10 protein-coding genes and 1 pseudogene are annotated in these 13,969 nt (G+C 60.6%); 8 read left to right on the top strand and 3 right to left on the bottom strand.

The annotated features are described in order from the left end of the window. The first annotated feature begins 1 nt into the window (after nucleotide 1). Nucleotides 2–667, top strand: coding sequence for a protein-L-isoaspartate O-methyltransferase family protein (locus AC0C6X_RS25005; RefSeq protein ID WP_247959044.1), 666 nt, complete (start codon nucleotides 2–4; stop codon nucleotides 665–667). A 288-nt stretch (nucleotides 668–955) separates the two neighbouring features. Further along, a complete protein-coding gene (locus tag AC0C6X_RS25000; RefSeq protein ID WP_173516403.1) occupies nucleotides 956–2,329 on the top strand; it encodes a TolC family outer membrane protein in 1,374 nt (457 codons plus the stop codon). Nucleotides 2,330–2,380: 51 nt separating this feature from the next. On the opposite strand, the pseudogene AC0C6X_RS24995 reads toward AC0C6X_RS25000, so the two are convergent. Further along, nucleotides 2,381–2,622 (bottom strand): annotated as a pseudogene (locus AC0C6X_RS24995) (IS3 family transposase); the annotation flags it as partial. Between the two features lie 164 nt (nucleotides 2,623–2,786). Here AC0C6X_RS24995 and AC0C6X_RS24990 point away from each other — a divergent pair. The 4 genes from AC0C6X_RS24990 (at nucleotide 2,787) to exoR (ending at nucleotide 9,584) form a co-directional block, all read left to right on the top strand. Continuing rightward, nucleotides 2,787–3,611: a PopZ family protein gene (locus AC0C6X_RS24990; RefSeq protein ID WP_472955801.1), complete on the top strand. Its 825-nt coding sequence runs from the start codon at nucleotides 2,787–2,789 to the stop codon at nucleotides 3,609–3,611. A gap of 122 nt (nucleotides 3,612–3,733) precedes the next feature. Then, nucleotides 3,734–6,574, top strand: coding sequence for a valine--tRNA ligase (locus tag AC0C6X_RS24985; protein ID WP_472955799.1), 2,841 nt, complete (start codon nucleotides 3,734–3,736; stop codon nucleotides 6,572–6,574). A gap of 486 nt (nucleotides 6,575–7,060) precedes the next feature. Continuing rightward, entirely contained in the window at nucleotides 7,061–8,305 is a 1,245-nt protein-coding gene (locus tag AC0C6X_RS24980) for an OmpP1/FadL family transporter (RefSeq protein ID WP_173516406.1), read from the top strand. A gap of 472 nt (nucleotides 8,306–8,777) precedes the next feature. Next, nucleotides 8,778–9,584 carry an exopolysaccharide production regulator ExoR gene (exoR, locus tag AC0C6X_RS24975; RefSeq protein ID WP_173516407.1) on the top strand — a complete coding sequence of 269 codons (807 nt, stop codon included), beginning with the start codon at nucleotides 8,778–8,780 and terminating at the stop codon, nucleotides 9,582–9,584. Nucleotides 9,585–9,652: 68 nt separating this feature from the next. On the opposite strand, the gene xth is transcribed toward exoR, so the two are convergent. Beyond that, a complete protein-coding gene (xth, locus tag AC0C6X_RS24970; protein WP_247959042.1) occupies nucleotides 9,653–10,444 on the bottom strand; it encodes an exodeoxyribonuclease III in 792 nt (263 codons plus the stop codon). Nucleotides 10,445–10,650: 206 nt separating this feature from the next. Between xth and AC0C6X_RS24965 the strand changes: the two genes are divergently transcribed. Then, on the top strand, nucleotides 10,651–12,114 hold the full coding sequence (locus AC0C6X_RS24965) for a phospholipase D-like domain-containing protein (RefSeq protein WP_472955796.1): 1,464 nt from the start codon (nucleotides 10,651–10,653) through the stop codon (nucleotides 12,112–12,114). Between the two features lie 31 nt (nucleotides 12,115–12,145). Here AC0C6X_RS24965 and erpA read toward each other — a convergent pair whose 3' ends face one another. Beyond that, on the bottom strand, nucleotides 12,146–12,478 hold the full coding sequence (erpA, locus tag AC0C6X_RS24960) for an iron-sulfur cluster insertion protein ErpA (protein ID WP_173516410.1): 333 nt from the start codon (nucleotides 12,476–12,478) through the stop codon (nucleotides 12,146–12,148). Nucleotides 12,479–12,690: 212 nt separating this feature from the next. Here erpA and AC0C6X_RS24955 point away from each other — a divergent pair, with 212 nt between their 5' ends. Further along, nucleotides 12,691–13,908, top strand: a complete 1,218-nt coding sequence (locus AC0C6X_RS24955) for a deoxyguanosinetriphosphate triphosphohydrolase (protein WP_173516411.1) — start codon at nucleotides 12,691–12,693, stop codon at nucleotides 13,906–13,908. Nucleotides 13,909–13,969: the final 61 nt, after the last annotated feature.

The raw sequence follows: 13,969 nt of genomic DNA, 5'->3' as shown, positions 1-13,969 counted from the left end.
CATGAATTTCGAAGCAGCGCGCACCAAGATGGTGGACAACCAGATCCGCACGACGGATGTGACGTCCCACTCGGTCTTGTCCGCCTTCCTCACGGTGCCGCGCGAGGAGTTCGTGCCCGCCAAGATGAAGGAGCTCGCCTATATCGACACCGACATCGCGCTTGAAGGCACCAACGGCGCAGCCCCGCGATTCCTGATGGAGCCTTCGCCGCTCGCCAAGCTTCTGCAGCTTGCCGAGATCGCCAAGTCCGACGTCGTGCTCGAGATCGGCTGCGGCACCGGCTACGCTTCGGCGCTGTTGTCGCTGATTGCCGGTTCGGTCGTGGCGCTCGAAAGCGATCAGGGTCTTGCTGCCACCGCCACCGAGACCCTGGCGCGTCTCGGCTATGACAATATCGCCGTCGTCACCGGTGAACTCGAGAAGGGTTACGCTGCCGAAGCGCCCTACGACGTCATCTTCGTCCACGGTGCGGTGGAAGTATTGCCTTCGGGTCTGTTCGAACAGCTGCGCGATGGCGGCCGACTGGTCGTGGTCGAAGGATTTGGCAACGCTTCGCGCGCTAAACTCTATGTGCACGAACATGGAAGAACCTCCGAGCGTGCCGATTTCAACACTGCGGTGAAGCCGCTTCCAGGCTTCCGCCGCGAGCAGGAATTTGTTTTTTGAGGTCCCGCTTATTGAGGGATATCAGCATTCAAAATGCACTGCTAAAATAACAATGTTGCCAATTCGCAACGGGGGGCGTGTTTCTTTTTGAAATGCCTGCGCAGAGTAGGTCTGCGCAGTTGTCGGAATCTGGAATCCGGGTTTCAAAGAGTGCAGTGGTAGTGATTTGCTCACCAGTGGGCGGTGTGAGCGCTTCATCGCCGTATCTAGGCAGCGCCGTTTTATTACGAGGACGGCGCCGCGGAAAATAGAGGGCAGGCTCTGCCGCCCCGATCGGAGAGAGAAGTAATGGTGTCGATTGTCCGTAAAGCGGCTCTGTGGGCCGCCGTTTCGACGAGTGTACTGGTTGCCCCGCATGCAGTACTGGCCGAGACGATATTCGGCGCAATGGCCAAAGCCTACGAGAACAACCCGGATCTGAATGCTGCACGTGCGGGTCTGCGCGCGACGGACGAGAGTGTGCCGATCGCCAAGTCTGGCTTTCGGCCCCAAGTGGCAGCTTTCGCAACAGGAACGCTTACGACTGTCGATAGAGAGAAAACCAGGTCACAAGACTTTCATCAGGGACAGGTCGGTGTCTCCGTAACGCAGATGGTCTTCGACGGCTTTCAGACGCTGAACAACGTTCGCGCGGCCGAAGCGAACGTATTCGCGACCCGCGAATCGCTGCGTGCCGACGAAATGCAGATCCTGCTCTCGGCTGCAACCATTTACTCCAACATCGCCCGCGATCAGCAGCTGGTCTCTATCCGCAAGCAGAACATCGCCTTCCTGCAGGAACAGGTGAACGCCGCCAAGGCGCGCCTGGACGTGGGCGAAGGCACGCGCACGGACGTGAGCCTTGCCGAGGCATCGCTCGCCAACGCGCAGTCGCAGCTCATCGTGGCCGTCGCTCAGCTGAAGCAGAGCGAAGCGACCTATGTACAGATCGTCGGCGACGTGCCGAAGGGCATCAAGCAGGCTTCGCCCGCCTCGAAGGGCCTGCCACGCTCGCTCGATCAGGCTGTCGCAATGGGCCTGCGCGAGCATCCGACGATTCTGGCCGCGCAATACTCGGTCGACTCGGCCGGTTACCAGGTGAAGTCTGCGGAAGGCACGATGCTGCCTGGCGTGACGCTTCAAGGCGAGGTCAGCCGCACCACCGGTAATGCCAGCACCAACGGTCTCGACAACAACACCTCGAGCATAACGGCGCGGCTGGAAGTTCCGATCTATCAGGGCGGCGCCGAATACGGCCAGATCCGCCAGGCAAAGGAACGCCTGGGGCAGCAGCGTATCCTGGTCGATTCGGCTCGCGCGGCCATTCAGCAGACGATCGTTTCCGCCTATGCGCAGCTTGAAGCCGCGATTGCCCGTATTTCCGCCAACAAGGCGCAGATCTCCGCCGCCAAACTGGCATTGGACGGCGTTATCGAAGAGCGCAAGGTCGGCCAGCGTACGACCTTGGACGTTCTCGATTCGCAGCAGGACGTGCTTCAGGCGCAGGAACTGCTGGCCCTCGCACAGCGCGACGCCGTCGTAGCCAGCTACACGTTGCTTGCGGCTGCCGCGAATCTTACGGTGAAGAGCCAAGGGTTGCAGGTTGCGGAGTATCGCGCCGAGCAACACTACGAGGCGGTCAAGGACAAATGGTTCGGTCTTCGAACCGTCGACGGTCGCTGAAGAAAACGCCCCGGTCTTGAACTGACCCCAAAAGGTTGGACGATTGCTGGGCTAGGATAATAGGGACTGAGTTCTGTATTGCACAGGACTCAGTCCTTTCAGTTTCAGCTTGATGCGCTGATGATTGAAATAGTGGATGTAGGCTTTGATGCCGTCCTTCAGGCTCTGGATGCTGTCGAACCTGTTGGGATGGAGGAACTCGGATTTGAGCACGGCAAGAAGCTTTCCATGGCGGCGTTGTCGAGGCAGTTGCCTTTGCGTGACATGCTCTGGGCGACGTCCCGCGCCTTGAGCCGGCGCTGACGTTTCTATTTTTTCCCCTGAAAACAAATCTGTGCAAGAATCTGAGTGGCTGATTCGTGGCGTTTGTTTCGTCCGCGAACTCACATAAGGTTTGTCGGAAATCGGCGCATGTCTCGTTCTGAAGCACATGCCGGCCGTGCAAACGAGGATGAAAATGGCACAGCTCAATGTCGCGCGTGAACCTTCGATGGATGAGATCCTGGCATCCATTCGCAAGATCATCGAGAGCAATGAGCCTGGGCAGGCCGGGCTTTCGCCGCAGCAGCACTTCGAGGACGAGGCGGGCGACGAGATCGAACTGACGATCGACCGCGAGATCGAGACGGTTGCCTTCGGACGACGCGAGGAGCCGACAGAGGCAACGCCGAGGGCCGTACCAGCGGCGCCGTCCGTAGAGCTTTCCATCGTTCCGTCCGAGGCTAGTACGGTGTCCGCGCAGCCGCCGCTCTCCCTGGCTGATGTCGCAGCACGCGTTCGCGCGGCGTCGGAGCGTCACGCGACAGGGTTTGCCCCGCGTGACACGCAGCCAGTCGCGCCGGCGCCAGCGCCGGTGGTCCAGGACAGCCCTGTCGTAACGTCACGCATGGCTGCGGTATCGGCACCCAAGGCTCCGGCTGCTCAGCCGATTGCAGCCTCCGAAACACGCGCGGATGTGGAGGCCGTCGCTGCCCCCGGTTCATCGGAGCGTCGCGACAGTCCCGAATCGCGGGCGCAGGCAGCGGCACCGGTGGTCGACGCGCTGGCACCCGAGAAGGCGATCGCAGCCATCGTCTCTCCGGAAGTCGGCCGGAAGGTCGCGCAATCCTTCGACAATCTCGCTCTCGCGGTCGATCAGGGCGCGAGGCGTTCGTTTGACGAAATCGCCGAGGAGATGCTGCGGCCGATGCTGCAGGAATGGCTGGACGACAATCTGCCGACACTCGTCGAACGGCTGGTTCGCGAGGAAATCGAGCGTGTTGCCCGCGGACCGCGTCGCTGAAATTCAGACCGTTTGACGCATGGGGCCGCGGCGACCGTCGCGGCTTTTTGCGTTCGTGTTGACTTGCACCGGCCGTTCCGGTTTACAAGACACAGACATCACTCTCCTAAATTGGCTCCAAAATGCTTGATAAGACCTACGATTCCGCATCCGTCGATCCACGTATCGCCAAGAAGTGGGACGAAGAAAACGCGTTTCGTGCAGGCGCGGGTGCCAAGCCCGGCGCCGACAGCTTCTGTATCGTGATTCCGCCGCCGAACGTGACCGGCTCGCTGCACATGGGCCACGCGCTCAACAACACGCTTCAGGACATCATGGTCCGCTTCGAGCGCATGCGCGGCAAGGACGTGCTGTGGCAGCCGGGCATGGACCATGCCGGCATTGCGACCCAGATGGTGGTCGAGCGCAAGCTCATGGAAACCCAGCAGCACCGTCGCCAGATGGGGCGTGAGGCCTTCATCGAGAAGGTCTGGGAGTGGAAGGCCGAATCCGGCGGATTGATCTTCAACCAGTTGAAACGGCTTGGCGCATCCTGCGACTGGTCGCGTGAACGCTTCACCATGGACGACGGTCTGTCGGAGGCGGTTCTGGAAGTCTTTGTCTCGCTCTACAAGGAAGGGCTGATCTACAAGGATAAGCGCCTGGTCAACTGGGACCCGAAGCTTCTGACGGCGATTTCCGATCTGGAAGTCGAGCAGCACGAGATCAATGGCAATCTCTGGTATCTGCGCTATCCGCTCGAGCCGGGTGTCACTTATGAACATCCGGTTGCCTTCGATGAGGAAGGCAAGGCGACCGAATGGGAGAAGCGTGAATATCTGGTCGTCGCGACCACCCGCCCGGAAACGATGCTCGGGGACAGCGGCATTGCCGTCAATCCGGACGATGAGCGCTACAAGCCGCTCCTCGGCAAGCATGTCATCCTGCCGATCGTCGGCCGGCGCATTCCCATTGTCGCCGACAGCTATGCGGATCCGACGGCCGGCACCGGCGCGGTGAAGGTCACGCCTGCGCACGACTTCAACGACTTCGACGTCGGCAAGCGTGCAGGCTTGCGCGCGATCAACATCATGACGATCGACGGCCGCATCACCGTCAAGGACAACGAGGAGTTCCTCGAAGGGCTTACCGACCCGGCCGCCTTGCATGGCGCATGGGACGAGCTCGAAGGCAAGGACCGGTTCGAGGCTCGCAAGATCATCGTCCGCATCTTCGAAGAGGCTGGCCTGCTCGACAAGATCGAACCGCACAAGCACATGGTCCCCCACGGCGACCGTGGCGGTGTGCCGATCGAACCGCGCCTGACGGAACAATGGTACGTCGACGCCAAGACGCTGGCGAAGCCGGCGATTGCCGCGGTCAAGGAAGGCCGGACGAATTTCGTTCCGAAGAACTGGGAGAAGACCTACTTCGAGTGGATGGAGAACATCCAGCCCTGGTGCGTCTCGCGTCAGCTCTGGTGGGGGCATCAGATCCCGGCCTGGTACGGCCCCGACGGTCAGGTCTTCGTCGAGAAGACAGAGGAAGAGGCGCTGCACGCCGCGATCCAGCATTATCTTGCGCATGAAGGTCCGATGAAGGCCTATGTCGAGGACCTGCTCGAGAACTTCAAGCCGGGCGAAATCCTGACGCGCGACGAAGACGTGCTCGACACCTGGTTCTCTTCGGCGCTCTGGCCATTCTCGACGCTCGGCTGGCCGAACGAGACGCCGGAACTGGAGAAGTATTACCAGACCGACGTGCTGGTGACCGGCTTCGACATCATCTTCTTCTGGGTTGCCCGCATGATGATGATGGGCCTGCACTTCATGAAGGATGCAGACGGCACCCCGGTCGAGCCGTTCCATACCGTCTATGTCCATGCGCTCGTTCGCGACAAGAACGGCCAGAAGATGTCGAAGTCGAAGGGCAACGTCATCGACCCGCTCGAACTCATCGACGAATACGGCGCCGATGCTCTGCGCTTCACGCTGGCGATCATGGCCGCGCAGGGCCGCGACGTGAAGCTCGATCCCGCTCGTATCGCCGGTTACCGCAACTTCGGCACGAAGCTCTGGAACGCGACGCGCTTTGCCCAGATGAACGGCGTGGTCGACAGCGAAGGCTTCATTCCCGAAGCCGCATCGCTGACCATCAACCGCTGGATCCTGACCGAGCTCTCGCGCACCATCCGCGACGTCACCGAGGCGATCGAGGCCTATCGATTCAACGAAGCGGCCGGCAGCCTCTACCGTTTCGTCTGGAACCAGTTCTGTGACTGGTACCTCGAACTGCTGAAGCCGGTCTTCAACGGCGAGGACGAGGCGGCCAAGCGCGAGTCGCAGGCCTGCGTCGCCTACGTCCTCGACGAGATCTACAAGCTGCTGCATCCCTTCATGCCGTTTATGACCGAGGAACTCTGGGGGCAGACTGCGGGCGAGGGCCGCGAACGCGAGACGCTGCTCTGCCACGCCGAATGGCCGGCGGCTTCCTATGCCGACGATGCCGCTGCCGACGAGATCAACTGGCTGATTGACCTCGTTTCGGGCATTCGCTCGGTCCGTTCGGAGATGAATGTTCCGCCGGCAGCAACCGCGCCGCTGATTGTCGTCGGTGCCAACAACCTGACGCGCGAGCGGCTGCAGCAGCATGCCCCGGCGATCGCCCGCCTGGCGCGTGTCGAACACATCGACCATGCGGCTGTCGCTCCGCGCGGCAGTGCTCAGATCGTCGTCGGCGAGGCGACCGCGTGCCTGCCGCTTGGCAACCTGATCGATCTGACCGCCGAGAAGTCGCGCCTGGAGAAGGCGATCACCAAGGTGGAGGCAGAGCGCGAGCGTATTCTTGGCAAATTGGCCAATGAAAAGTTCGTCGCGAACGCAAAGCCTGAGCTGGTGGAAGCCGAGCGTGAGCGTCTGGTGGAGCTCGATCTTCAGAAGGAATCGCTTGGCGTTGCTCTCACCCGCGTAGCGGAAGCCGGCTAGGAAACACGCTAGGGGTGTATCCGCCCCAGGATCGGTCGATCAAGGAAATCGGAATCCGCGACAGCACTGTCGCGGATTTTGTATTTTAGCATATCAGGATATACTTGCGCGCACGAGCTTCGGGATCGAATCGCCGGGCCGAATACTGTAGACCGTTCACGAAATCGCTTGGCATGTGCCGGCGGAGTTTCAATGGCCATTTTTGTGGCCTCCAGCAAAAACCAATATTGTTGTCTCCGCGACACAGCTTTCGCGAGTGTTGGAAGTTTTTCCTATTTTATTGGCTTATTTACCTATTTCCCGGAATATCATTCCGGAAATGCGCGAATGTGTCTAAATCATGAGAATCTTACGTAAATCATGTGACCCATGGTGTCGCACCACCTCAGCCTCTGGCATTTGCGATTTCACATGTTCGTGAGAATACTTTCGCCACACGCGGCATGAGGTGGAATGTCGCAGAGTGCAGTGCAGGGGAGGAGCTTGATGGCTCACATGAATTTTAAGCGTGGCGTCCTGACGGTGGCGGCTGGTTTGCTGTTTGCGTCGGCGGCCCACGCCGGCGGTCTCGAGCGCGGTGGCTACAACATCGACCTGCTCTTCGACCCGTCGGACTACGCGGCAGAAGCGTCGGCGACCTACGTCAATCCGCAGCGCGAACTCAACAACGTCGTCGATCTCAACCCGTTGAACGGTACGCCTGGTGGTCCGTCCGATGGCGTTCGCGATACCGAGAGCTATTGGGTGCCGCGCGTCGGCATCAAGGCCGGGATCGGCGAAGGCTTCGACTGTATGGCTGATTATTCGCAGCCGTGGGGCGCGCACTCGAAACCAGGATTTAACTGGGCAGGCGCCAATGATAACGCCGAAACGAAGGTCGAAAGTGACAACTATGCTGCGACCTGCTCTTACAAATGGGCAGTGGGGCCTGGTCAACTGCGTGTGATCGGTGGTGTGTTCTACCAGGAGGTTGGCGGGTTCAAGGAACGGCAGGTCGTGCCGGCATTCGGCACCTTTGATGGCTCTGGTCGACTTGATCTCGAAGGTACAGGCTGGGGATGGCGCACGGGTGTCGCCTACGAAATTCCTGAGTATGCCGTGCGGGCCAGCCTCGTTTACAACAGTGCAGTCGATCTGGATGACCTTTCTGGCTCGATCGATCTGCGGGACGCGGCGCTTCCGGCATTCATCCCGGGCGTTGGACTGGTGCGGATACCGGGCACCAAATACGATGTTTTCGGCAACGCTTCCATGCCGGATTCGCTGGAATTGAAGGTGCAGTCGGGTATCGCTCCGGATTGGGTGGCGTTCGGGTCGGTCAAGTGGACCGATTGGAGCCAACTCCAGGTTCTGAGTTTCTGCCCGCGTACGGCCAATCCTCTCACGCCCTGCACCAGCCTCAACTTGCTCTACCGTGACGGCTGGACGATCTCGGGCGGTGTCGGCCACAAGTTTACCGACAAGCTTAGCGGTGCAGCCAGCATCACCTGGGATCGTGGGACGAGCCACGGCTTCGGCACGCAGACCGACACCTGGACCTTCGGCACCGGGCTTTCTTATGCCGCAACCGAGAACCTCGAGTTCCGCCTCGCCGGAGCGGTCGGCATTCTGACGGGCGGCAGCTCCGGTCCGCAAGTGTATCAGGGGCAGCCCGTCGGTACCGACGTGAAGTACGATTTCGACGACGACTTCTTCGCGGCCGTCTCGACCTCGATCAAGATCAAGTTCTGATCCTCCGTTAATCTTACTGTTCAGGGCCCGGTTTCAACCGGGCCTTTCTTTTGGTGTGGAGTGTTTAACCAAGCGCCAGCAGCGTCCCGCAATGTGACGATTCAGCAACACATTTAATGCTAGAGTTTGTTAGCATCGGACTCGTCCCGGCTATGTCCATTTCCCGCCACAAACAGGGAGCAGCGATAGTAGGGACAAACCTGCAACGTGAAAACGAAACCTGCAGCGTTTGGTGTGAAATGAAACTTGGACAGTCGATGTTCATGTCAGATGTGGCCTCCGGTACTTTGGTGCAAGTGGCCGACTGAAATGGTCTTTTGGCGGATGTGTCGAAGTTTCGTTCTGGAATGGTCGCGTCGATGCAGTCGACGGATGTGATGAAGTTTTGGGCGGCGGCGGGTCGCCCGGGTGTTTGTGTTTGCAGCGGTGATGAGTTCGGCGTGGCCGGCTGGAACGGAAGAATTAGACTGTGATGCTTGCGGGTGAACTGAAGTCACTGAAGGTTGCGATACTCGGCGTGTCGCTGGCGGTCTGCGGGACCATCACCATGCCGGCTCTTGCCTTTGATCCAGGGGCAGGCGTTACGAAGGAATCCGGCCCCTTCGCGCTCTTCAAGTTCGGCTTCTCCGCTTACAAGAACGGTCGCAAGGATGAGGCCATCGAAGCCTACAAATACGCGGCGGAGAAGGGACATACCGGCTCCCGCTGGGCTCTGGCCAATATGTATGCCTATGGCGACGGCGTCACCGAGAACGACCTCGAAGCCTTCAAGATCTATAGCGAGATCGCCCAGCAGGGCGTGGAACCGGGCTCCGAGGATACCGGTTACTTCGTCAACGCATTGATCTCTCTTGCCGGCTACTACCGACGCGGCATTCCCGACAGCCCGATCAAGTCGGATATGGCCCAGGCACGGCAACTCTATTTCCAGGCGGCGTCGACCTTTGGGGTCGCCGAGGCGCAGTTCCAGCTCGCGCGCATGCTGCTCTCGGGCGAGGGCGGCAGTGTCAACGTTCAGCAAGCCAAGAAGTGGCTCAATCGGGCCCGCAAGAGCGGCCATGCCGGTGCCATGGGTGTCTTCGGCAACGTGATTTTCCAGGAAGGCCAGACCGTCCGTGGTCTCGCCTATATGACCGCCGCGCTCGACCAGTGTTCGCCGAAGGATCGGCCGTGGATGCAGTCGATGCAGGAGCAAGCGTTCTCGCTGGCGAGCGAGGACGACCGCCGTACGGCAATCGCCCTGTCGCAAAACCTGCACATGCAGGGCGACGACGACTGATCGCGTCGCGGGACAATCCCAAAAAACAGCGGCACTGATACGGAAGAGCCGAACGGCAGTTCCGCGCCTCAAGCCGCGGCGAAGGCAAACTCGCCGATGACGGGGACGTGGTCCGAGGGCTTTTCCCAGGCGCGCACATGCTTGTCGATCGATGTCGAAACCAAACGATCGGCCGCCTCCGGCGACAGCATCAGATGGTCGATGCGAATGCCGAAATTCTTGGGCCAGCAACCGGCCTGATAATCCCAGAACGTATAGAGCGGGACTGCGTCCGATGTCGCCCGCACGGCGTCGGTGAAACCGAGATTGCGCAGGCGCCGAAAGGCCGCGCGTGTTTCAGGCAGGAAGAGAGCGTCGTTCTGCCAGACCTTGATGTCCCAGCAATCATGCTCCTCCGGGATGACATTGTAGTCACCGGCCAGGATGAAGGGCTCTTCGAGCAGAAGGCGCTGCTCGGCGTAGGCCGCAAGCCGGCGCATCCAGGAAAGCTTGTAGGGATACTTCTCGCTATCGACGGGATTGCCGTTCGGCAGGTAGAGCGAGCAGACGCGGATCACGCCGCCGGCAACCGAGAACACACCTTCGATGAAACGGGACTGCTCGTCCGAATCGTCTCCGGGCAGTCCGCGGGTGACTTCGTCCGGCCGCAGCTTGGAGAGGAGGGCGACACCGTTGAAGCCCTTCTGGCCGTGAGTCTCGACATGGTAGCCGAGCGCCTCGATTTCCAGACGAGGGAAGCCGTCGTCGACAGATTTGATTTCCTGGAGGCAGACGATGTCCGGATTGGCTTCCTTCAGCCACGCCAAGAGGCTGTCGATTCGCGCCTTGACGCCATTGATGTTCCAGGTCGCAATCTTCATGGCTCGAAACGCCCTTCCATGTCGGTGAGTCCTTGACGCCGAGAATCTTCTAGCCGCTCCGGATTCTTTTGACAAATCCGATACCTGCGGCCTTTCAGGCCCGCCGGAAAGGTGCAACGACGGCGTGCGGCGCCGAGCGCAGTTTATACGGTATGGGTGCGGGTGCTCGAATTGATTCCAGTTCATGGCCGGCTATAGTCCGGCGCATGATCGATCTCGTGCAGAACTACTGGCCGCATATCCTGGCGCTGTTGTCCTTCGCGCTTGGCATCCCGGCTGCCATTCACGCCGCCATGACCAAGGACGACGTTCGCGCGGCCGCCGGCTGGGTCGGTGTCGTTCTGCTCTCGCCGATCGTCGGGGCATTGCTTTATGCCGTTGCCGGTATCAACCGTATCCGCCGCTCCTCGATAGGCTCGCAGCGCGCGCTGTTGCGCGGGCAGGGCCCCGACCAGTTCGGCAGGTTCGATATCTCTGAAACGGATATTGCCGGACGCTTCGGGAATCGCTTTGCCGCGATGAGAATTCTCGGGGATCGTGTTTCCCGCCATCGCATGTGTTCCGGCAACGGCATCGAGGTGCTTTCCGGCGGAGACGCCGCCTATGCGGCCATGCTGACGGCGATCGCGGGTGCGCAGCGCAGCATCCTGATGGAGAGCTACATCTTCGATCGCGACGTGGTCGGCCTTCGCTTCGCGGATGCCTTGATCGCCGCGGTCGCGCGCGGTGTCGAGGTGCGCGTGCTGATCGACGCAGTCGGCGCGCGCTACTCCGTGCCCAGCATTGTCGGTCATTTGAAGGCCGCTGGCGTTCCGACGGCCGTCTTTAACGGCAATATCATCATGGGGCTGCGGCTACCCTATGCCAACCTGCGCACGCACCGGAAGATCCTCGTCGTCGACGGCCGGGTTGCCTTTGCTGGTGGCATGAACATCCGTGCTGGCTTTACCAACGAGATCGCCGGCGAAATACCGGCGCTCGATACGCATTTTCGCGTGAGCGGCCCGGTGGTCGCCGACATCTTTCAGGTTGCCGCCGAGGACTGGCAATTTTCCAGCGGCGAGATGCTGACGGGCAGCGCCTGGACGCTCGAAGACATGCCCCCGCCGGCAGATGCGCCTTCCGTGCTGATGCGCGCCGTACCTTCAGGGCCGGACGCCACGAACGAGACCAATCACAAGATACTGATGGGGGCATTCTCGGTGGCGCGGAAGAACATCCGCGTGATGTCGCCCTATTTCCTTCCGGACCGCGAGCTGATCAGCGCTTTGGTTACTGCGGCCCGCAGGGGCGTCGACGTCGATATCATCGTCCCCGCGGTCAACAACCTGCTCTTGGTCGATCGCGCGATGACCGCGCAATTCGACCAGGTCCTGAAGGGCCACTGCCGCGTCTGGCGCGCCGCGGGCGCCTTCAACCATTCGAAGCTCTTGATCGTGGATGAGCGCTGGGCCTATGTCGGATCGACCAATCTCGACCCGCGCTCGCTGCGGCTCAACTTCGAGTTCGATCTCGAAGTGCTGGACGACGGTTTCGCCCATACGATCGGCGACATGATATCGGATGTTCAGGCCTCGGCCGAGCCCGTCACGCTCGAGGCATTGCGCGCCAAGCCGCTCGTCGACCGGCTGGCGAACCGTTTGCTTTGGCTGGGGTCGCCATATCTCTGATGGCGACCACGATCAGGTCCATCTGGCCGTGTCAGATGGAAAAACTCGTTCCGCATCCGCAGCTTGCGACCGCGTTCGGATTCTTGATCTGAAACGACTGGCCGAGCAGGTTGTCGACGAAGTCGATTTCCGAACCGCCCATATAGACGAGCGAAAGGCTGTCGATCAGAACCTTGGCGTCGTCCTTCTCCAGCACCAGGTCGTCGTCGTTTGCGCTATCGACCAGGTCGAATTTGTAGGAGAATCCCGAGCAGCCGCCGCCCTCCACGGATACTCGCATGGCATTGTTGTGACTGTCCGAACGAAGGATCGTGGCGATCCGCTTTGCAGCAGCGTCCGAAATGGTCACGGTTTCTTGCGTCATATCTGCCTCCTGCCGGGGTCAAGAACCGGAGAGATTGGATTGTTGTTCCAGCAATGTCGCGCCCGGCTCCGGAGGTGGTTTCAACCCCCGCGGCCAAGCCATTGCTTTCGCTTGCGGAATCGGTCGATGCTTGCGCGACGCGTTTCCGTGGCTTTCACTATAGGTATGAAGGCTTCAATGTCCCGTCAATGGGATGACGATTTGGGTGGAAAATGACATTCGACAAAACTGCGCTGGGCTTCGGTTATGGTGAACACGCGCCGTTCGCGTCGAATCCCTGGGCGACGCGCGGCAGGCTCTATCCGGAAGCATCGAGCGCGACACGTTCGGATTTCCAGCGCGATCGCGACCGCATCGTGCACACGACCGCCTTTCGCCGGCTGAAGCACAAGACGCAGGTCTTCATCGCTGCCGACGGCGACCATTACCGCACGCGGCTGACGCATACGATCGAAGTGGCGCAGATCGCTCGCGCACTCGCACGCGCGCTCAAGCTCGACGAGGATCTCGCCGAAGGGGTCGCCCTCGTCCACGATTTCGGTCACACGCCATTCGGGCATACGGGCGAGGATGCCTTGCATGAGATGCTGGAGCCCTACGGCGGCTTTGATCACAACGCCCAGTCGCTGCGCATCGTCACGAAACTCGAACGGCGTTATGCCGAATTTGACGGGCTGAACCTGACCTGGGAAAGCCTGGAGGGATTGGTCAAGCACAATGGACCGCTGCTGACGCCCGACGGGCAGGGCACGCGCGGACCGGTGCCGCAGCCGATCCTCGATTATTGCGCACTGTACGATCTGGAGCTGGCGAGTTATGCGAGCCTTGAAGCGCAGGTCGCGGCCATCGCCGACGACATCGCCTATAACACGCACGATATCGACGACGGCCTGAGGGCCGGCTATCTGACCTTCGAGATGCTGGAAGATGTGCCGTTCCTTGCCCGTCTGATGCGCGAGGTCCACGACCGCTATCCCGGCCTTGAAAGCAGCCGCTTCACGCACGAGATCATGCGTCGCCAGATCACGGCAATGGTCGAGGACGTGATCGGTGTCGCCCAGAAACGCATCGCGGACATTCGCCCGGAGAGCGCAACCGAGGTACGTCAGGCGGGTACGGTCATGGCGACCTTCTCCGACGAGATGAGCGAGACCGACAAACAGATAAAGCGCCTGCTGATGACCCGTATCTACCGGCACCCCGAAGTGATGCGGGTGCGGGAGGGCGCGGCGTCGATCGTCTGCGATCTCTACCATGCCTTCATGGATGACCCGCAATTGATGCGGGAGCACTATTGGGTCGATCAGATTGCCGGCATGGCCGAACCGGCGCGGGCCCGTCATGTCGGCGACTATCTTGCCGGCATGACCGATACCTTCGCAATCAGCGTGCACAAGCGCTTGTTTGACCACACGCCGGATTTGCGGTAGGGACGCCCCGCCCGGAGGCTTACGGTTCGACCGAACCGAGCCTCCTTTTTGAGTTTTGCAC

The sequence above is a fragment of the Ensifer sp. VA4 genome (assembly GCF_055710065.1).
Note: the sequence above shows the minus strand (reverse complement) of the source record. Positions and strands in the feature narration are given on the sequence as shown.

Coding starts and splice junctions, on each gene's coding strand:
- AC0C6X_RS25005 (WP_247959044.1), top strand. CDS start 2: ATGAATTTCGAAGCAGCGCGCACCAAGATGGTGGACAACCAGATCCGC.
- AC0C6X_RS24965 (WP_472955796.1), top strand. CDS start 10,651: ATGATCGATCTCGTGCAGAACTACTGGCCGCATATCCTGGCGCTGTTG.
- AC0C6X_RS24990 (WP_472955801.1), top strand. CDS start 2,787: ATGGCACAGCTCAATGTCGCGCGTGAACCTTCGATGGATGAGATCCTG.
- AC0C6X_RS24985 (WP_472955799.1), top strand. CDS start 3,734: ATGCTTGATAAGACCTACGATTCCGCATCCGTCGATCCACGTATCGCC.
- AC0C6X_RS24955 (WP_173516411.1), top strand. CDS start 12,691: ATGACATTCGACAAAACTGCGCTGGGCTTCGGTTATGGTGAACACGCG.
- xth (WP_247959042.1), bottom strand. CDS start 10,444: ATGAAGATTGCGACCTGGAACATCAATGGCGTCAAGGCGCGAATCGAC.
- AC0C6X_RS25000 (WP_173516403.1), top strand. CDS start 956: ATGGTGTCGATTGTCCGTAAAGCGGCTCTGTGGGCCGCCGTTTCGACG.
- AC0C6X_RS24980 (WP_173516406.1), top strand. CDS start 7,061: ATGGCTCACATGAATTTTAAGCGTGGCGTCCTGACGGTGGCGGCTGGT.
- erpA (WP_173516410.1), bottom strand. CDS start 12,478: ATGACGCAAGAAACCGTGACCATTTCGGACGCTGCTGCAAAGCGGATC.
- exoR (WP_173516407.1), top strand. CDS start 8,778: ATGCTTGCGGGTGAACTGAAGTCACTGAAGGTTGCGATACTCGGCGTG.